This window comes from Limnovirga soli (genome assembly GCF_013106755.1).
GTDB classification, from domain to species: Bacteria; Bacteroidota; Bacteroidia; order Chitinophagales; family Chitinophagaceae; genus Limnovirga; species Limnovirga soli.
On sequence record NZ_WHPF01000003.1, the window covers coordinates 278,599 to 298,581 of the forward strand.

General features: G+C 40.4%; 16 protein-coding genes. 11 read left to right on the forward strand and 5 right to left on the reverse strand.

The features are described from left to right. The first annotated feature begins 154 nt into the window (after positions 1 to 154). The 5 genes from epsC to GD597_RS05090 all read left to right on the forward strand — a co-directional run bounded on the left by epsC (position 155) and on the right by GD597_RS05090 (position 5,225). Positions 155 to 964: a serine O-acetyltransferase EpsC gene (gene epsC, locus GD597_RS05070; protein WP_216368510.1), complete on the forward strand. Its 810-nt coding sequence runs from the start codon at positions 155 to 157 to the stop codon at positions 962 to 964. A 121-nt stretch (positions 965 to 1,085) separates the two neighbouring features. Then, entirely contained in the window at positions 1,086 to 2,000 is a 915-nt protein-coding gene (gene cysK, locus GD597_RS05075; RefSeq protein ID WP_171606738.1) for a cysteine synthase A, read from the forward strand. A 237-nt stretch (positions 2,001 to 2,237) separates the two neighbouring features. Then, entirely contained in the window at positions 2,238 to 3,191 is a 954-nt protein-coding gene (trxB, locus tag GD597_RS05080; protein WP_171606739.1) for a thioredoxin-disulfide reductase, read from the forward strand. A 182-nt stretch (positions 3,192 to 3,373) separates the two neighbouring features. After that, positions 3,374 to 3,751 (forward strand): dihydroneopterin aldolase, encoded by a 378-nt coding sequence (locus GD597_RS05085; protein ID WP_171606740.1) that lies wholly within the window; start codon positions 3,374 to 3,376, stop codon positions 3,749 to 3,751. 208 nt (positions 3,752 to 3,959) lie between these two features. Beyond that, positions 3,960 to 5,225, forward strand: a complete 1,266-nt coding sequence (locus tag GD597_RS05090) for a cation:proton antiporter (protein WP_171606741.1) — start codon at positions 3,960 to 3,962, stop codon at positions 5,223 to 5,225. 258 nt (positions 5,226 to 5,483) lie between these two features. Here GD597_RS05090 and GD597_RS05095 read toward each other — a convergent pair whose 3' ends face one another. Beyond that, positions 5,484 to 5,984, reverse strand: a complete 501-nt coding sequence (locus GD597_RS05095; RefSeq protein WP_171606742.1) for an Lrp/AsnC family transcriptional regulator — start codon at positions 5,982 to 5,984, stop codon at positions 5,484 to 5,486. Positions 5,985 to 6,102: 118 nt separating this feature from the next. Between GD597_RS05095 and ahcY the strand changes: the two genes are divergently transcribed. Then, positions 6,103 to 7,428, forward strand: coding sequence for an adenosylhomocysteinase (ahcY, locus tag GD597_RS05100; protein ID WP_171606743.1), 1,326 nt, complete (start codon positions 6,103 to 6,105; stop codon positions 7,426 to 7,428). Positions 7,429 to 7,624: 196 nt separating this feature from the next. Here ahcY and GD597_RS05105 read toward each other — a convergent pair whose 3' ends face one another. From GD597_RS05105 to GD597_RS05120, 4 genes are all read right to left on the reverse strand, one after another. After that, positions 7,625 to 8,341, reverse strand: a complete 717-nt coding sequence (locus GD597_RS05105; protein WP_171606744.1) for a PrsW family intramembrane metalloprotease — start codon at positions 8,339 to 8,341, stop codon at positions 7,625 to 7,627. A gap of 150 nt (positions 8,342 to 8,491) precedes the next feature. Then, complete coding sequence (locus GD597_RS05110) at positions 8,492 to 9,100, reverse strand: phosphatase PAP2 family protein (protein WP_171606745.1); 609 nt, start codon at positions 9,098 to 9,100, stop codon at positions 8,492 to 8,494. 1 nt (position 9,101) lies between these two features. After that, positions 9,102 to 11,741 (reverse strand): valine--tRNA ligase, encoded by a 2,640-nt coding sequence (locus tag GD597_RS05115; RefSeq protein WP_171606746.1) that lies wholly within the window; start codon positions 11,739 to 11,741, stop codon positions 9,102 to 9,104. Positions 11,742 to 11,843: 102 nt separating this feature from the next. Continuing rightward, the gene (locus GD597_RS05120) at positions 11,844 to 12,080 is read right to left on the reverse strand and encodes a hypothetical protein (protein ID WP_171606747.1); all 237 of its coding nucleotides are present in this window, start codon (positions 12,078 to 12,080) and stop codon (positions 11,844 to 11,846) included. Between the two features lie 411 nt (positions 12,081 to 12,491). Here GD597_RS05120 and GD597_RS05125 point away from each other — a divergent pair, with 411 nt between their 5' ends. The 5 genes from GD597_RS05125 (at position 12,492) to GD597_RS05145 (ending at position 19,906) form a co-directional block, all read left to right on the forward strand. After that, complete coding sequence (locus GD597_RS05125; RefSeq protein WP_171606748.1) at positions 12,492 to 13,829, forward strand: exonuclease domain-containing protein; 1,338 nt, start codon at positions 12,492 to 12,494, stop codon at positions 13,827 to 13,829. Positions 13,830 to 13,934: 105 nt separating this feature from the next. Beyond that, a complete protein-coding gene (locus tag GD597_RS05130) occupies positions 13,935 to 16,184 on the forward strand; it encodes a Tex family protein (protein ID WP_171606749.1) in 2,250 nt (749 codons plus the stop codon). Positions 16,185 to 16,316: 132 nt separating this feature from the next. Beyond that, entirely contained in the window at positions 16,317 to 16,790 is a 474-nt protein-coding gene (locus tag GD597_RS05135) for a nucleoside deaminase (protein WP_171606750.1), read from the forward strand. Positions 16,791 to 17,340: 550 nt separating this feature from the next. Further along, positions 17,341 to 18,195, forward strand: a complete 855-nt coding sequence (gene cobA / locus GD597_RS05140; protein ID WP_171606751.1) for a uroporphyrinogen-III C-methyltransferase — start codon at positions 17,341 to 17,343, stop codon at positions 18,193 to 18,195. Continuing rightward, complete coding sequence (locus GD597_RS05145) at positions 18,179 to 19,906, forward strand: diflavin oxidoreductase (RefSeq protein WP_171606752.1); 1,728 nt, start codon at positions 18,179 to 18,181, stop codon at positions 19,904 to 19,906. Before cobA ends, GD597_RS05145 begins: the two co-directional genes overlap by 17 nt. The last annotated feature ends 77 nt before the right edge of the window (positions 19,907 to 19,983 follow it).

The window sequence follows — 19,983 nt, forward strand, 5'->3', positions numbered from 1 at the left end:
AGTCTACTAAATTTGTGCTCTAATAAAAATTGAACATGAACTATTGTTGTATTACCTTGAATTGTTGTGGTGTTTATATATCCTGAGAAAAGGTAATCTTCAGTATGATTATATTGCCCTTCTCAATAAAGAAGGGCTTTTTAATACAATTTATATGGAATATCCCGGTTATATACTTAGTAAAAACCTGCCTTCAGTAAAAGCTATCCATAGCTTTACCGAAGAACTGATTGGTTATCTTTTTCCGGTAACAGATGATCCTGAGATGTTCCTGCAATATCACGAAGCGGCATTATATAAACTAATGGCCGATTTTAAACAATTGGTTATTTCTGTTGATCAGGCCGGCAAACTGGATGCGGCTGCCATAACTGAAGGCTTTTTTGCGGAATTATCTACCATAAAAGATAAGTTGATTAAAGATGCTCAACTCATTCTGGATTACGATCCTGCAGCAGAAACTTTTGAAGAAGTATTGCTTTCCTATCCCGGCTTTTATGCCATTATGGTGCATCGGCTGGCAAATATTATGTACCGGTTTGATTTGCCTTTAATTCCCCGCTTTATTAGTGAGTGGGCGCATAGTAAAACAGGTATAGATATTAACCCCGGCGCCACTATTGGTTGCCCGTTTTTTATTGACCATGGCACCGGTGTAGTGATTGGCGAAACGGCTGTTATTGGCGATAATGTAAAAATTTATCAGGGCGTAACATTGGGCGCATTGGCAGTACGAAAAGAAGATGCACAGGTTAAACGCCATCCCACCATTGAAAACAATGTGGTTATTTATGCCGGTAGTACCATTTTAGGTGGCCGCACCATAATTGGGCACGATAGTATTATTGGTGGTAATACATGGGTTACACAAAGCGTACAACCCTTTAGTGTGGTTTATCATAAAAACCAAACCGTGGTTAACGATAGAAAAGATTTTGAAGAGCCTATTAACTTTATTATTTAAGGGGTTTATTTTAGCCGCATGATAGCTAAAAGTACAAGAGTGCGACGCAACGGCTGCCTGATTATTAACGAAAAGATGGGTACATACACAAACGCATAAATCATATTTTAAAACACATATAATGAAAGCAAACACTATTTTAGAAACTATAGGCAATACGCCACATGTGCGCATTAACAGGCTTTATCCCGCCAATATAGAAGTATGGAGTAAGCTGGAAAGAGCTAACCCCGGCGGTAGTATTAAAGACCGTATTGCATTGGCTATGATTGAAGATGCAGAAAAGCAGGGCTTACTAACCAAAGACAGTATTATTATAGAACCTACCAGTGGTAATACCGGTATTGGCTTGGCAATGGTGGCCGCTGTTAAAGGCTATAAACTGGTACTGGTAATGCCCGAAAGTATGAGTATTGAACGCCGCAGGTTAATGAGTGTTTATGGTGCTACTTTTGAACTTACCCCACGCGAAAAGGGCATGAAAGGCGCCATAGAAAGAGCGAAAGAAATGGTAGCTTTTACCCCAAATGCCTGGATGCCCCAACAATTTGATAATGCCGCCAATATTGCCATACACGCTACAACTACGGCACAGGAAATACTGGCCGATTTCCCCGATGGGATTGATTTTTTAATTACCGGTGTAGGTACCGGTGGCCATATTACCGGTGTAGGCGAAGTGCTTAAACAGCAATTCCCTCATCTAAAAATATTTGCAGTAGAGCCAGAGTTATCACCGGTTATTAGTGGCGGTGCACCCGGCCCACACCCTATACAGGGTATTGGCGCCGGCTTTATACCAGGCAACCTGCATACCGCTATATTAGATGGTACCATTCAGGTTAGTAAAGACGAAGCATTTGATTTTGCCCAACGTGCCGCAAAAGAAGAAGGTCTGTTTCAAGGCATTTCCAGCGGCGCAACCATGGCGGCAGTAGCCAAAAAACTGGCCGATATTCCAGCAGGCAGCAAAGTGCTTATTTTTAATTACGATACCGGCGAGCGGTATTTAAGTATAGAAGGATTATTCTCCTAACAAAAGCAAAGCCTTCTTCACCGAAGGCTTTTTTGTAGGTATATTATCCCCAAAAGCAGGCGGCTGTGCATAACCTTACGCTTATTGGTAAGGGTTTGCTACTTTTGCCGTCATTTATTTAAAAGCAAAGAATAAAATGTTGGGCCCGGCAATAAAACAGGTGTCAGGCATCCGTTGCGTCGCACTCTTATACTGTTAGCCCAACATGCAGCAAAAACAATTCTAAAGATTAGTGTTATGGAAAATGGCGTAAATGAAAAAGTACATTGTTTAATTATTGGCAGTGGTCCGGCAGGTTATACCGCAGCAATTTATGCTGCCAGGGCCAATATGCATCCGGTATTATATCAGGGTATACAACCAGGCGGACAATTAACCATTACCACCGAAGTAGAAAATTATCCCGGTTACCCCGAAGGTATTCAGGGCCCCGAAATGATGGCGCATTTTGAAAAACAGGCTGCCCGCATGGGTGCCGATATTCGTTATGGCCTGGCTACTGCAGTAGATTTTACCGGTCCGGTACATAAAGTGCAGATTGATGAAGAGAAATGGATAGAAGCCGATGCAGTAATTATCTCCACTGGCGCATCAGCCAAATGGCTTGGACTGGAAAGTGAGCAGCGGCTTAATGGTTATGGTGTAAGCGCATGTGCCGTTTGCGATGGTTTCTTTTTTCGCGGCAAAGAAGTATCTATTGTAGGTGCCGGCGATACAGCCTGTGAGGAGGCTTTATATTTATCAAAACTCGCCTCAACTGTGCATATGATTGTGCGTAAAGATGAGCATGGCATGCGTGCCAGTAAAGTGATGCAGGATAGGGTGAAAGCTACCCCCAATATTAAAGTATACTGGAGTTCTGAAACATTGGAAGTAGTGGGTGAAAATAAAACAGAAGCCATACGCATAAAAAATAATAAAACCGGCGAAGAACAAACCATACCTGTAAGTGCTTTTTTTGTGGCTATTGGCCACGAGCCAAACAGCGGTATTTTTAAACCATGGATAGAAATGGACGAAGCCGGATATATACAAACCATTCCTGGGTCTTCTAAAACCAATATTGCCGGTGTTTTTGCTGCCGGTGATGTGCAGGATAAAACCTATCGCCAGGCAGTTACAGCAGCAGGCAGTGGTTGTATGGCTGCATTAGATGCAGAGCGTTACTTAAGTGCCGCTGGTATTGTTTAAAATTACATTGCATTATACATTTAAAGCAGTTGCCAATTGGTAACTGCTTTTTTGTTGCCCATTTTTTGCTCCTATATTTTATTCAGTACAAGAGTGCGACGCAACCGGGATGCCCAAAGAAAAATTGCCCGGCACAACCATTTACCTAAATAATATTCTAATAAAGCAAGCTATTTTTACACATGCTTACAATTGAATTAAAAAACCTGCACTTTCATGCACATCATGGTATTTATGCTGAGGAAACCCTGGTAGGTGGTAGTTTTGCAGTGGATGTATCAGTAGCACATATGCCTGCCGTTTTCCCCGTAACACAATTGAAAGATACTATTGATTATGGTGCGGTATTTTTACTGGTACAAGCCCGTATGCTACAACCGGTGCATTTGCTGGAAACCCTTGCTACATATATTGTTTCCGATATATTTAATGCTTTTGTTACGGCAGAGCAGGTAGATATTTCCATTACCAAAATGGCACCTCCGGTTATTGGTTTTCAAGGTGCTTTAGGGGTACGCTTTTCTATGAACCGACAGGCCTTTATGGCCAGCCAGCCATAATTATGGCCGTTTAGGATAACAGTTTACTTAATGTGTTATTTTATAGCTTAAATACAGATTAAGTTGCATTAACTTTTTAAAAAATAAACAAAGCTTCATTATAATTTAATCCAATCCCTATAATATTAGTAGGTAATATAGAATTAATTATTAAGTTTGTTTAACTCAAACAATAGTAGAACTAATATTAAAACTCAAACAACTGAATATGGTTTCAAAACTGAATTCTGATGAAGTATTAAATTTTCTCATAATTGTAAGTATCATCCTCATTTCTGCCCGCTTGTTGGGAGAAGTATTCCGGTTTTTTAAACAACCTGTAGTGGTTGGTGAAATATTGGCTGGTATTATTATTGGCCCATCATTACTGGGATCTGCTTTCCCGGATTTGTTTAAGGAAATATTTACCAGTCAGCCAAGGGCGTATGGTGCTTTTGATGGTTTGGCCAATGTAGGTGTTATTTTGCTTATGTTTATTGCCGGAGCCGAAGTAGACCTTAAACAAATACGCAAAGAAGGTAAAGCTGCCGCCTCAATAAGTTTAATGGGATTAATATTGCCTTTTGCCCTGGGCTTCTTATGTATCTGGTTTTTTCACGATTATATTTTTGCTGTTCCGGCTACAGATCGTTTAATACCAGCCCTGTTTTTTGGTACAGCGCTTTCTATTACTGCATTGGCGGTAATTGTAAAAGTGTTGATTGACCTGGATATTATCCGCACCAAAGTGGGTGGCCTGGTACTTACTGCCGCCATGATTGATGACTTTTTGGGTTGGATACTATTCTCTATCATCATTCAAATGATGAATGCCAAAGGGGGAGAAGCCAATGTAACTACCATTTTAATGATATTGGGTTTTGTGGCATTTATGATGACTATTGGTCGCTGGCTGGTAGATAAAATTCTTGCGTTTGCTGCTACTTATTTGTCACCACCCAGCGGTGTAATTACTGTAGCTATTTGTTTGTGCTTTTTGGGTGCCGTTGTTACCGAGTATCTTAAAATACGTGGCATATTTGGTGCATTTCTGGTGGGTGTTGCTGTAGGCGATTCTAAGCATTTTACACACCATATTCAATCACTTATACAGGCTTTTATTGTTAATATTATTGCGCCATTATTCTTTGCAACCGTAGGTTTAAGGGTAAATTTTGTTACCAATTTCGATTTATCTACCGTTACAGTAATTCTGGGTATTGCCTGTATTGCTAAAATTGTAGGTGCCGGTGTAGGTAGCCGTATTAGCGGTTTAAATAAAAACGAATCGCTGGCCGTTGCATTTGGTATGAATGCCCGTGGCTCGCAGGAAATAGTGCTGGGACTAGCCGCCCTGCAGGCTAAAATTATAGATGAACAGGTGTTTGTAGGCCTGGTGGTAATGACGATGGTAACCATTCTTATTGCCGGCCCGTTAATGAAGCGCTTCCTGGAGAAAGACCTTGCTATGCGCCGCGTAAATCCCGAAGGTTAAATTTTATTTTTTTTATATCATTAAGCACTCAATCTTATGCATTGGGTGCTTTTTTTGTGCATTCTATTGAAATATAAGTGGGCGTATTAGCCATGCCAATTGCCGCTATTGGGCTTTACTTGCGTCGCACACTTGTACTGCGGAATATCCATTGGCTGTTGGCTTATAGCTAATGGCTAAAAGCTCATTCCTGTTCAGAAAGTACAAGTGTGCGACGCAAGTACAGCTGCTTTTTATTCTAGTGCCCGGTCCATAAGGTTAATGTACCAATACATGTGTTTGTTTTATGATGCCCATTACAAACACACTTTGTACCTGGCCAATATTATCGCTTTGGCTTAGTTTGTTCACATGAAAATTATAGTAGTCTTCCATATTTTCGGCCAGCACTTTTAGCATAAAATCAAATTGGCCGGATATATTGTAACATTCCACCACTTCGGTTAACTCGTGAATGGTTTGTATAAATGCCGCCCCTGCATTTTTATTATGCTCTTTTAGCGAAACATAGCATATAACCATAAGTCCCTTTTTTACTTTAGATGGGTCTAACAGGGCTGCATATTGCTGTATTACGCCATTATCTTCCATGCGCTTAATGCGTTCGTGCACGGGTGTTGTGCTAAGGTGTATTTTTTCAGAAATTTCTTTTACCGTAATACGGGCATTTTGCTGTAGTAAACGCAGTATCAACAGGTCTTTATCATCCAACGGAATGCCGGGTGTAGTGGATTGTGCTGTTTGTAAAGTCTTTGCCATGGTTTACTTGTGTTTTATGCTGCAAAAAATGAAAAAAGGTTAATAATATTCCAAATTTAATTAATTATATATTGTTTTATGCTGTCAAATTATCTTTGCTGTTCTAAAAAAGTAATATATGTCTACCGTTGCACAAAAAATTGATTTTAGCTTACCCAATAAAGTAAAAGATATTTCGCTGGCAGAATGGGGCCGCAAAGAAATTCGTTTGGCCGAAGCAGAAATGCCGGGCTTAATGTCGCTACGTGCTGAGTATGGCGCCACTCAACCTTTGAAAGGTGCCCGTATTGCAGGTTGTTTACACATGACCATTCAAACTGCCGTTTTAATTGAAACTTTGGTTGCCTTAGGTGCCGAAGTTAAATGGAGCTCTTGTAATATTTTCTCTACACAGGATCATGCTGCTGCTGCTATTGCTGCTGCAGGTATTGGTGTTTTTGCCTGGAAAGGACAAACTACAGAAGAGAGCGATTGGTGTATAGAACAAACCTTATTCTTTGGTGGTGCCGATCGTCCGCTGAACATGATTTTGGATGACGGTGGCGATTTAACCAATATGGTTTTTGATAAATACCCTGAATTAATTCAACACATTAAAGGATTGAGTGAAGAAACCACCACAGGTGTACACCGTTTATACGAGCGTATGGCAGCAGGTACTTTGCCTATCCCGGCCATTAATGTAAACGATAGCGTAACCAAATCTAAATTCGACAACAAATATGGTTGCCAGGAAAGTTTGGTAGATGCTATTCGCCGCGCAACAGATGTAATGATGGCAGGTAAAGTGGCGGTTGTTGGTGGTTATGGCGATGTGGGTAAAGGTTCTGCTTTAAGCTTACGTGGTGCCGGTGCCAGGGTAATAGTTACAGAAATTGATCCTATTTGCGCATTGCAGGCAGCAATGGATGGCTTTGAAGTAAAAAGAATGGTAGATGCAGTTAAAGAAGCCGATATTATTGTAACCGCTTCTGGTTGCCGCGATTTGATTACCGAAGTGCATTTCCGTAATATGAAGGATAAAGCCATTGTATGTAATATTGGACACTTTGATATTGAAATAGATATTGCCTGGTTAAACAATAATTATGGTCATACAAAAGATACCATTAAGCCACAGGTAGATTTATACAATATTGAAGGTAAAGATGTAATTGTACTGGCCGAAGGCCGTTTGGTAAACTTAGGTTGTGCTACCGGCCACCCAAGCTTTGTAATGAGTAATTCATTTACCAACCAAACCCTTGCGCAGATTGAGTTATGGCAACACTATAGCAATTACGAGAACAAAGTATATGTACTTCCAAAACATTTGGATGAGAAAGTAGCCCGTTTACATTTGGCCAAAGTTGGTGCTGTATTAGACGAGCTTAGCGATGCACAGGCAACTTACCTGGGTATTTCTAAAACTGGTCCTTTTAAAAGCGATATGTACCGTTACTAATAAAGTTAAGAGTGCAATTTTACAACCCGTTTCAATAGAAGCGGGTTGTTTTTTTTTGAGCCCGGCCTGGGTAAAAGTAATGGGCTTTACTTGCGTCGCACACTTGTACTGCGGGAGGTTATGGCAGCTAAAAAAGGTTTGCTGCAAGTTTTGTATTTATTTCAAAATGCAGTTTTTATCAGGCAGATATGTACAATTAACCCTTATGCATTTGTGCTGAAAGTTGGCTATGTAATTTGATGGATTTTAAGGAGAGCCTTATGGCAAAATAATAGGAAGCTAAACCACCAAACACCAACAATCCACCAGAAATTTCGGCAGTTATTGTATCATTATCCGATAAAAAAAGAAAGCCATCAAATAATCCATGGAATAGTACGGCCAGTAAAAAACCTTTTAATAATAACTGGCTTTTACGGACTGCATTAAATTTGGCAAGCCCTGCATAATAACCCATCATTACTGCAAAAGCAGCATGTGCCGGTACACTTACCAGCATACGAACAATACCGGTGGAAAAGCCATTATCAAACACATAACCTATATTTTCTATGGTGGCAAAACCCATGCTTACCATTACGCTGTATACAATGCCATCAAAAGGTTCATCAAAAGCGGGTTTGGGGTAGGCATATTTTTTAAGCACAAAATATTTACAATATTCCTCGGTGCAGGCAACAACAATAAATGCCTGAAAAATGATGTACAATGCAACGGGCAAAATTCCCTGTAAATAAGTTTCTGACAGGCGGGTGCCAATCATTTCAATTACAATAGCCGGAATTGCAGATAATACACCGAAAATAAAACAGCTGATAAGGTATTTGGCTGGTTCGCGGTTATGTTTATCTTTTGCATAGATATATAAACTTATTGCAAACCCAGGTGCAATAGCCAGTAGTAATAATTCCATACAGTTAAAATACAACAGGGAAAAATTTTGCAGAAATATTTTTTTGGTACTGCAATTTTTATTGGCTGTTAAAGCCGCCATATTGTGCCAGCACAAGTGTGCGACGCAAGTAAAGCCCAATTAATAATCTATTGTTTGGCTAATACCTATTTACTTTTTATGCAATAATTTTTGGGTAGCCCAATGGCTAATAAATGCACTGCCAGCGCCAATTACAGCACCTGCCAGCACATCAGTAGGGTAGTGCTCGCCCATATACATGCGGGAATAGCCAACGCCTGCTGCCCATGCATAGGCTGGAACAACCACATACCATTTTTTATATTGTAACGAAAGTGTGGTGGCCGTAGCAAATGCCATTGAGGTATGCCCCGATGGAAATGATTTGCCGGTTTCTGTGGCGTCGTAAGGGTATATAAAGTTATATTTTTCAAAGGGCCGTTGCCTGTTAATGGTATATTTTAAACCTTGTGTAGCTATGGTATTTATAACAATAGTACCCAGTGCCTCCCAGCCTTGTTTTTGTAATTTTTTATCGTGGCTAATAAAGCCGGCAGCCAGCAGTCCAACCGGTACGCCGGCGGTAATAGGGTAAACAGATTTTGAGGTATTTATCCATATGCCTGCATTGGGGTTTTGCGGGTTTATTTTATCTAATAGGTCAATATCAGCATTTTGGGTTTTACCGCTAAGGGCAAATAAAAAACATCCCGCCATAAGCAGGATGCTTTTTAAATTGATGCGTTGTATAAATAGCATTTTATATGTTTTGTAAACTGTCTTCAATGGTTTTTATTCTGGCTTCTGCATCGGCCTGTTTTTTACGTTCCAGTTCAACCACTTCAGGTTTTGCGTTTTGTACAAAACGTTCATTGCTTAATTTTTTAATAACTGATTGTAAAAAGTTTTGTTGATAAGCAAGGTCTTTTAACAGTTCATCCTTTAAAGAAGTGGTATCCAGTTCTTTTTCTGTTTCAATAAAGAATTTATCTTTTTCTATTGCCACCACAATACTATTACTTATGCTTTCTGTGGTAAAGGCAATAGCGCTTGCATTTACCTGCTTGGCCAAAATACTTTCAATTACGATAAAATTATTTGTGCTGGCTGTTTGTATAAACAGCTTGATGGTTTCTTTTGGTTTTAGCTGATTTTTATTCCGTGCATCGCGGATGGCAGATATTACCTGTTTTAGCAATTCACCAGCAGACAAAATTTCGGTATTGGCAGTTGTGGGTGTGGTAAATTGCTTTACACAAATATCATCCTGCTGCTCTTGTAACAAATGATAAATTTCTTCTGTTATAAATGGCATAAAAGGATGTAACAGCTGCATTAATTGCTCGAAAAAGAAAACTGTTTTTTGATAAACCGCAGTTTCAATGGGCTGTTCAAAACCAGGCTTAATCCACTCCAGGTACCAGCTACAAAAATCGTCCCATATAAGGGAGTAAATGGTTTTTAATGCCTCGCTTAATCTAAACTGGCTTAATAGTGTTTCTACTTCGGCACTAACTTTATTCAGTCGGTTTTCGAACCAGTTAATCGCAAATGTATTGGTGTTTGTTTCGTTGGAAGCAGATTGTCTGCCTTCCCACATTTTTAGCAATTTTAAGGCATTCCACAGTTTGTTATTAAAATTGCGGCCCTGTTCCAATGCGGCTTCATCAAACAATAAATCATTACCAGCCGGCGATGAAATCATTATGCCAAAGCGTACAGCATCGGCGCCATATTTTTCAATCAGGTCCAGCAAGTCGGGGCTGTTACCAAGGCTTTTACTCATTTTGCGGCCTTGTTTATCGCGTACCATTCCGGTAAAATACACATCGCTAAATGGTTTCTCCTGCTTAAATTCCAGACCGGCCATAATCATCCTGGCCACCCAGAAGAAAATAATATCCTGCCCCGTAACCAGCACGGCGGTTGGGTAATAATAGTTTATTTCTTCGTTACCGGGTTGAGTAATACCGTTAAACACTTCTATTGGCCAAAGCCAGCTGCTAAACCAGGTATCCAGTACGTCTACATCCTGGGTTAATGACATAGTTTTTGTTTCCGGTTGCTGTTCATGCAGTGCTTCCAGATTTTCAGCCACATAGCAATTGCCTTTTTCATCGTACCAGGCAGGTATTTGCTGGCCCCACCATAGTTGCCTGCTAATACACCAGTCTTTCACATTTTCCAGCCAGTATTTATAGGTGGCTAAAAATTTATCACCGGGGTGAATGCGAATATCTCCATCTACCACGGCTTTTAATGCCGGGTCGGCCAGCTCTTTCATTTTTACAAACCATTGGGTAGATATGCGTGGTTCTACCACAGCACCACTACGCTGGCTATAGCCAAGACGGGTTTGATATACTTCTTCTTTAATAAGAAAGCCTTTCCCGTCCAGTTCTGTTACAATTTTTTTACGTGCTGCAAACCTGTCTTCGCCAATATAAATTTGTGCGGCTTCGCTTAAAGTACCATCTGCATTTAGAGTGTCTATAATAGGCAGATTGTGTTTTAAGCCAAGGTTATAGTCATTAATATCATGAGCGGGGGTCACTTTTAGGGCGCCGGTACCAAAGCTCTTATCTACATAGCTATCAAAAATAATCGGGATTTTTCTGTTAATCAATGGCACATAGGCAAAAGCACCAGACAGGTGCGCATATCTATCGTCATCAGGGTTTACGCAAATAGCAGTATCGCCCATAATGGTTTCAGGGCGTTGGGTGGCAATTACTATACCTGCTTCACCTGTAACCGGGTGTTGGATAGGGTTTCCATCTGCATCGGTTGTAGCATAACGCAGGTAATATAAAGTTCCCTGAAGATCTTTGTATTCAACTTCTTCATCACTTAAGGCTGTTTTAGCTGCAGGGTCCCAGTTAATCATTCGGGCACCGCGGTAAATAAGCCCTTTATTATACATAGCCACAAATACTTTCATTACGGCTTTGTAATAATGATCATCCATAGTAAAACTGGTGCGGTTCCAGTCAACGCTGCATCCTAGTTTTTCTATCTGGCTGTAAATAATATTGCCATATTTTTCTTTCCATTCAAAGGCGTAGGTTAAAAATTCTTCTCGGGAAAGGTTGTTTTTATCTATGCCTTTTTCCTTTAGCATTTGAACCACTTTGGCTTCGGTGGCAATTGATGCATGGTCGCTGCCGGGTACCCAGCAGGCATTAAAACCACTCATTCGTGCTTTTCTTACCAGTATATCCTGCACCGTTTCGTTTAGTGTATGTCCCATATGCAATACTCCTGTAACATTGGGCGGCGGTATTACTACGGTAAAAGCCTTCCTGTTATCGGGTTTGCTGGCAAAATATTGTTTTTGATGCCAATGCTTTGTCCACTTTTCTTCTGTGGTGCCGGGAATATAATTTTTGCTTAGTTCCATAATCGTAAAATGCGTGCAAAAGTAAGCAATATGGTGTTGTGGAAACGGGTATAAATAAAAATGCCTTCCACTGGGAAGGCATTTCTTTAAAAATCTATTTTTTTACCATAACATCATCCGGGTATCCCAGCTTAATAATGCTTTGGTGTCTGAACATTCTAAATCCATGCCAGAGGAGCTTTGCACATTGGTTTTATTCTCATTTACCACATCTGAAGCCAATTCGGTGCAAACAGTTACGGTTTTTACCACTTTTTCGCCTGCGGCAGTTAAACTGTTTATTTTGTTACCGCATGCTACCAGCGAGCAGGCACATATAATAACAAATAAATACCGCATAATTTGGTTGTTTTGCGCTGTAAAAGTAGCAATATATTTGATACGCATTGTTAATCTTTGTTAATGTTTGACGCAAAACGGTATTAAATGTTACAGCCGCTCACAATTATTTTTTGTTTATTTGCCAATACCCGCAGGTCTGTAAAAAATTTGATGATGATGGGCCAGGCATTTGTATTATAATTGAAGCATCCTTGCGTCGCACTCTTGTACTGTAGAATAGCTATTGGCTAATGCTTACAGCCCAATCAGGATAAGAAAGCACAAGTGTGCGACGCAAGTAAAGCCGCATCAGGTACCTAAAGCCCGGTACATACTGCTAACAAATAAATTGATTGAGGGTAAGCGAACGAAACGGCTTTGCAATAGAAAAACCGCTTGTACAACAACAAGGGTAAAGAAATTGAATTCATGTATGCAATTGTAGATATAGAAACCAGTGGAAGTCACCCGGCAGAACATGGCATTACCGAAATTGCCATTGTACTGCACGATGGGGAAAGCATAGAAGGTCGTTATGAAGTATTGCTGAACCCCGGTTGTACCATACCCCCTTTTGTAGTGCAGCTTACCGGCATTACCAACGAAATGGCCGCCAAAGCACCCCCATTTACCGATGTGGCGCATAAAGTTTACAACCTGCTTCAAAACAGGATTTTTGTTGCCCATAATGTAAATTTTGATTACTCTTTTATAAAGCATCATTTAAGGGCGGCTGGTTATGAATGGACACCCAAAAAACTCTGTTCTTTAAAGCTTAGCCGTAAGGCTTTTCCTAATTTGCCTAAATATGGACTTGGACATATTTGTCGCTCACTAAATATTCCAATAGAAAACAGGCACCGTGCCGGCGGTGATGCACAGGCTACGGCCTTGCTTTTTGATATGATTCTTAAAGCCAGCGGTGAAAAACTGATAAAAGAGTTTTTAAAAAAAGAAAACCGCGAACAAATATTACCTGCCAACTTACCCAACGAACAGGTAAATAACCTGCCCTATACGCCAGGTGTATATTATTTTCATGATGCCAAGGGGAAAGTTATTTATGTGGGTAAGGCAAAAGTGCTAAAACAACGGGTGGTAAGCCATTTTACAGGATTGGATGTGGGCAAAAAAAGGCAAGAGTTTTTACGGACTATTTTTTCAGTTACCTATAAAGAATGCCCTACTGAATTTACCGCCTGCATTTTAGAAAGCGTAGAAATAAAAAGATTGTGGCCTAAATTTAATATTAGCCAAAAGCGAATTGACCAGCGATATGGCATTTATGCTTTTGAAGATAGTCGTGGCTTTAAACGGTTGGCCATAGATAAAAAACGAAAATACTTTGAACCGGTACTATCGTTTAATCTTTTTGCCGATGCACACCGTGCCTTATGGTCGATGGTGAAAGAACATGAACTAAGTCCGGTATTGTGCTTTTTAGATAAAACGCCATTAACAGATGACCATTACCCGGAAAGGGATGCGTATAATGCCAAGGTAGTTCAGGCATTGGAAAATTTAGATACCGCCATGGATACATTTGCCATTTTTGAACCAGCCGATTTTGGTAAAAAATATGCCTGTGTTTTGGTAATTAAAGGCAAATTTTATGGAATGGGTTTATTGCCGGAAAATACCAATTTTACTAACCTGAAAAGGCTGAAAGAAAAGCTAACCGAATACCCGGAAAATGAAGTGATTAAATCTATGATTAGCAGCTATGCCCAAAAATATCCTTCCAAATTATTTTTGATGAATGAGTAGCATGGGTACAATATTTACCCCGATGATTCTATTTTTTCTTTTGATGCCGTAGGGCTATTTTCGCCGCCCCAAAAACAAAACACATTTATTTAAAATATTTATAGCATGTTAGCATTTGCTCAACCCATTGCGCAATTATTAAAAATTAGAACTGCACAGGCCGCAGCCGTACTTGAATTGCTGGAAGAAGGGGCAACCATACCTTTTATTGCCCGTTACCGTAAAGACAAAACCGGTGATTTAGACGAGGTGCAGATACAGCAAATACAAGACGAAGCAAAACAATTAAAAGAATTTACCGAGCGAAAAGCTGTAATAGAAAAAACCATTACCGAGCAGGGGAAAATGACCGATGCTTTGCAGGAAAAAATAAATAAGGCTACCACCATTGCCGGTCTTGAAGATATTTATTTGCCCTATAAACCCAAGCGGAAAACCAAGGCGTTAATAGCCCGTGAAAACGGTTTGGAGCCATTGGCATTATTATTATTGGAACAAAAGAATACCGATATCATTGCCGAAGCCAGCCACTATATTACCGAACAAGTAAAAACCGCAGAGGATGCCTTGCAGGGTGCACGTGATATTATTGCAGAAATGGTAAATGAGGATGCCACGGTACGTGCAAAAATGCGTAAGCTGTTTGAAGATACAGCCTTATTACAAAGTAAGGTGCTGGCCGATAAAGAAACTGAAGGGGTAAAATATAAAGATTATTTCGACTTTAGTGAGCCTGTTTTTAAAGTGCCATCGCATAGAATTCTGGCTGTATTAAGGGGTTTTCTGGAAGGCTTTTTGCGTATGTCTATTGCCCCGGTTGAGGAGGATGCCCTGGATATTATTGAGCCATTGTTTATCAAAGGCATCAGCAGCAGTTCCGATCAATTGCGTAAAGCCATTAAAGATGCGTACCGCCGCTTATTGCAGCCCAGTCTGGAAACAGAATTTCGCACCGCATTAAAACAAAAAGCTGATGAAGATGCCATAAATGTTTTTGCTGAAAACCTGAGGCAGCTGTTACTTAGTTCTCCTTTAGGTAGTAAAAAAATTCTGGCCATCGATCCGGGCTACCGCACTGGTTGTAAGGTAGTTTGCTTAAACGAAAAAGGCGATTTACAGAAAACAGACCTGATATTTATACATGAAGCCAATAGAATATACGATGCTGAATACAAAATAAAAGAACTGGTAAAACAATATAATATTGAAGTATTTGCTATTGGAGATGGTACAGCAGGCAGGGAAACAGAACAGTTTATCAAAAAGCTGCAATTGGGTTTGCCGGTGTTTTTAGTAAATGAAGATGGTGCTTCTGTTTATTCAGCTTCAGAAATAGCAAGGGAAGAATTTCCTGATGAAGATATTACCGTACGCGGCTCAGTAAGTATTGGCCGCAGGTTGATGGACCCCCTGGCTGAGCTGGTAAAAATAGACCCCAAGAGTATTGGTGTTGGCCAGTACCAGCACGATGTAAACCAAAGCCGCTTAAAGGAAAAATTGGATCAAACCGTGGTTAGCTGTGTAAATGCAGTTGGGGTAAATTTAAATACGGCCAGTAAGCATTTGCTTAGTTATGTAAGTGGTATTGGGCCATCAATTGCAGAAAATATTATCAGGCACCGCAATGAGATAGGCAAGTTTACCGATAGGAAAGAACTGCTCAAAGTAGCCCGACTTGGCGGCAAAGCCTACGAACAATGTGCCGGTTTTTTGCGTATCCAAAATGGCAATAATCCTTTAGATGCCAGTGCCGTTCACCCCGAGGCATACCCTGTGGTAGAAAAAATGGCGGCTGATTTACAGCAAAATATTGCTTCGCTAATTGGTAACGAAACTTTGATTAAGCAAATACAACCCCAACAATATATTTCAGAAACCATTGGCGAACTCACCATAAAAGATATCCTAAACGAATTAAAAAAGCCCGGCCTCGATCCGCGAAGTGAAGCCCAACAATTTGAGTTTGCCAATATTTATAAAATTGAAGATGTACAGGCAGGCATGGTATTGCCGGGTGTGGTAACCAATATTACCCGTTTTGGAGCATTTATTGATATTGGTGTTAAGCAGGATGGCCTGGTGCATGTAAGCGAAATAGCGCATAAATACATTACCGACCCCAACGAGGTACTGAAACTTAACGATAAAGTGCAGGTAAAAGTAACTGAAGTAGATATTGCCCGTAAACGCATTGCCCTTAGTATAAAGCAAACACAGGAAATGCCTGATAGGAAAGCTGCTGCCAATAAACCCGTTTATCAGCCAAAAACAAATAGTTCAAAACAGGCAGAGGATACTGCAAACATGAATATGACCGATGCCTTAAGTTTGCTAAAGAAAAAATTTGGTAAATAGTATGTACCCGGCTGTGGTACATGCATATGGCAGCCGTTGCGTCGCACTCTTGTACGTACATATCAATGGGCAGCAATGCAATAGCCAAAAGCTGGCTACGCACCATAAAAGCAAGTGTTATAATTTTGCTTTATGACCAGAGAAGAAATTTTTATGCAGCAAGCCATTGCCGTGGGGCTGGAAGGTATGCGTGCTGGCAAAGGCGGTCCTTTTGGTTGTGTTATTGTACAAAACAATCAGATAATTGCCAGTGGCTGTAATACCGTATTGGCCACCAACGATCCCACGGCGCATGCCGAAGTGGTAGCCATTAGGCAGGCTTGTGCTTATCTGCAAAGCTTTCAGCTTACTGGTTGCGAACTGTATGCCAGCTGCGAACCCTGCCCCATGTGTATGGGCGCCATTTACTGGGCTCGGCCGGATAAAGTATATTTTGCCAATACCAAAGCTGATGCCGCCGCCATAGGCTTTGATGATGCCTTTATATATGAAGAAATGGCCCGGCCCATGCATTTACGTAAGCTATCTATGCAATGCCTTGATAGCACCAATGCCATTGAAATGTTTGCCGAATGGCAGGAAAAGGGGAATAAAACCCTGTATTAATTCTGCTTTTATATTTTTTCCGCTGTTTGCTGCTGCATAATCAGAAAGTACAAGTGTGCGACGCAACTGGGTTGATCCTCGCACTAAAGTCTGGCTCATAAGCACAAAAATTAAAACCCTGCTACTGTTCTTTCGAAATGCGATATAACTCACAAACGTTCACTTATTAAATTTTGTTAATCTTCCTATTTATTTGGTAGACTAATGTTTGTGTATTTTCTTTGCACCACCAATTTAGTAGACTAATGAATAAGCTTTCTTTTAATCGTTGTTGCACTGTTTCCAAACATATTTGCATGCCTTGCTGTAAGGGCAAATGCTAATTGATACTGTTTTACCAGCTTATTCTATTTTTTTTAAACAACGATTACCATGATTTTATTAAGAACAAATTTTACCCGATTTAACATAGCTCAGAATGCATCTGTAGGCTTTGTTACGGGTAATAAGTGTAAACAGATCAAGTATACCTGTTGTTGCTGGCAGTGTAATTCATTGTAGTTGGATTTGCTTTTTATTTTATAACATAATCTACCAAAATTGTAGACTAATGAGTGAGCAGAAAAATGGTAAAGTATATTTTGTGGGGGCAGGTCCGGGTAATCCGGATTTATTAACCGTTAAAGCTGCACGCATTTTAGCAATGGCCGATGTGGTAATTACAGACAGGCTGGTAGGCGATGCAATTATTAACACCTATGTGCCTGCCAATGCCATTGTAATTCCAGTGGGTAAGCAAGGTCGCAGTAATGCTTCTACTCCACAGCCAGAAATAAATGACATCATTGTTCAGTTTGCCGGCATGTATAAAAATGTTGTTCGCTTAAAGGGTGGTGATGTGTCTCTTTATTCCAACGTGTTGGATGAACTGCTTACTGTTAAAGCCAATAATATTAGTTACGAAATTATTCCAGGCATCACTGCCTTATCTGGAGCTTCTGCATATACGGGGGTTCCGCTTACGGCAAGGGGCTACTCAACCGGTGTTAGGGTTTTAACCTATTACCAGCATGAGGCAATATCACCTGCTGCCTGGCAGCAGCTGGCAAGATTTGACGATACCTTGGTGTTTTATATGACAGGGGCTGCCTTACCCCAATTGGTGCACCAATTATTGCAGGCCGGTGCTGCTGCAGATATTCCTTTTTTAGTAATTGAGCAAGCTACCACACCACAGCAATATGTGCATGAGTTTACCCTGGGCAACTATAATAACGAATTGCATGCTGATTTTGTTAGTCCTTCATTAGTAATTATGGGCAGGGTTACTGCTTTATATAAACAGTTTGCCTGGTTGCCCAATAGCGAGGCAAGGCAACCCTATTTTACTCCCTTACAGGATTATCCGGAATTAATATCATTAATACAACATACTCAATCATTATCGCATGTTAGCAGAGCCTAAACTAAAGTCGCTGAATGAGCTGGTGCAGGGCGCTACCAGAGATGAACTTATTTGGATAAGCGGTTATATTGCTGCACTTACTGATACACCGGTAAATATTACCATTCCGGAAGCTTTACCCCAAATTGAGGGTGCAACTGCATTATCTGCCTGTACCGTTTTGTATGGCACAGAAACCGGCAATTCAAAAAAAGTTGCAGTAGAATTTAATAATACCCTTAAGAAACAAGGGGTAGCTGCTAAAATAAAAAGCCTCGATCAATACCGGTTAACTGATTTGGTAAAAGAAACCAATCTTGTACTGGTAATAAGCACACAGGGCGATGGTGAGCCGCCGGCCGCAGCCAAAAAATTCTATGATTATATTCATGAAAATGAACTGGCTTTAAACCATGTAAAATATGGGGTATTGGCCTTGGGTGATTCTGCTTATCCCTTGTTCTGTAAAACGGGGGAAGATGTAGACCACAGATTAAACCAGTTAGGTGCGCAAAGAATTCTTCCCGTAAAAAAATGTGATGTAGATTTTGAACAGGATGCCAATAATTGGATTAATGAATTAATTAAAACAGCTGTTCAAACAAAACCAACTGTAAAGCCGGTAGCGGTTGCAAAAGCCGTTGCAGAAACCAAACCCGCTAAGGCTGGCAGAAAATTGTATGATGCTACAGTTGTTACCAGCATTAACCTAAACGACAGAGGTTCTAATAAAGAAACCTATCACCTGGAATTTACTACCGAAGAACCCATTGTGTACGAAGCCGGAGATGCTATTGGCATTATGGCAAAAAACAATGCTGCGTTGGTACAAAAAATATTAGAATTATTGCAGCTAAATGGCAGTGAAATATTTAAACATAAAGAGGAAAATTTACCCGCAGCAACCTTGTTTACCAACAAGCTTACCATTCAATATTTGCCTGCAAGGGTAGTACAATTATATGCCAAACTGGTTGCCAAAGAAATTCCTTCTATACGCATGGACCTGGCAGATTTATTGCGTATTTACCCTGCTGATAAAGCCATAGATGTGCAACAGTTAATCAGCATATTGGGCACTATTATTCCACGACTGTATTCCATTTCATCTTCGCCTTTGGCCCATGGTGAAAATGAAGTACATCTAACAGTAAGCAGAAATACTTTTAATATAGACGGTCATAAAAGACATGGCCTGTGTTCAGATTACCTGTCTACTTTAAAAGAAGGCGATACACTGCAGATATACGTTCAAAAAAATAACTCGTTTAAACTGCCGGCCAAAGAAAAAGACATTATTATGATTGGCCCCGGCACCGGTGTTGCGCCGTTCCGTTCATTTCTGCACGAAAGAGATGCACAGGGCGCTACTGGCCGTAATTGGTTCTTTTTTGGAGAACAACATTTTGTAACCGATTTTTTATACCAGACAGAAATGCAGTCTTTTCTGGAAACGGGCGTACTTAATAAATTAAATACGGCTTTTTCAAGAGATCAGCAGGAGAAAGTGTATGTGCAACACAGGATGTTACAACATGCAGCCGAATTATTTGAGTGGATAGATAATGGGGCCACTGTGTACATCAGCGGTACCAAAGAGCCCATGAGTGTGGACGTGGAAAACACCCTGCTTCAAATTATTGCACAGTATAAAAACACCACGGCCGAAGAAGCACAGGCTTACCTGTTGAAACTAAAGGAAGAAGACAGATATCATAAAGATGTGTATTAGTAAAGCAGTGAAACAACAACATTTTGTAGCCGGCTAAAGTGCTGCTATACAGCTTCGTTGTGTCACTCACTTGTACA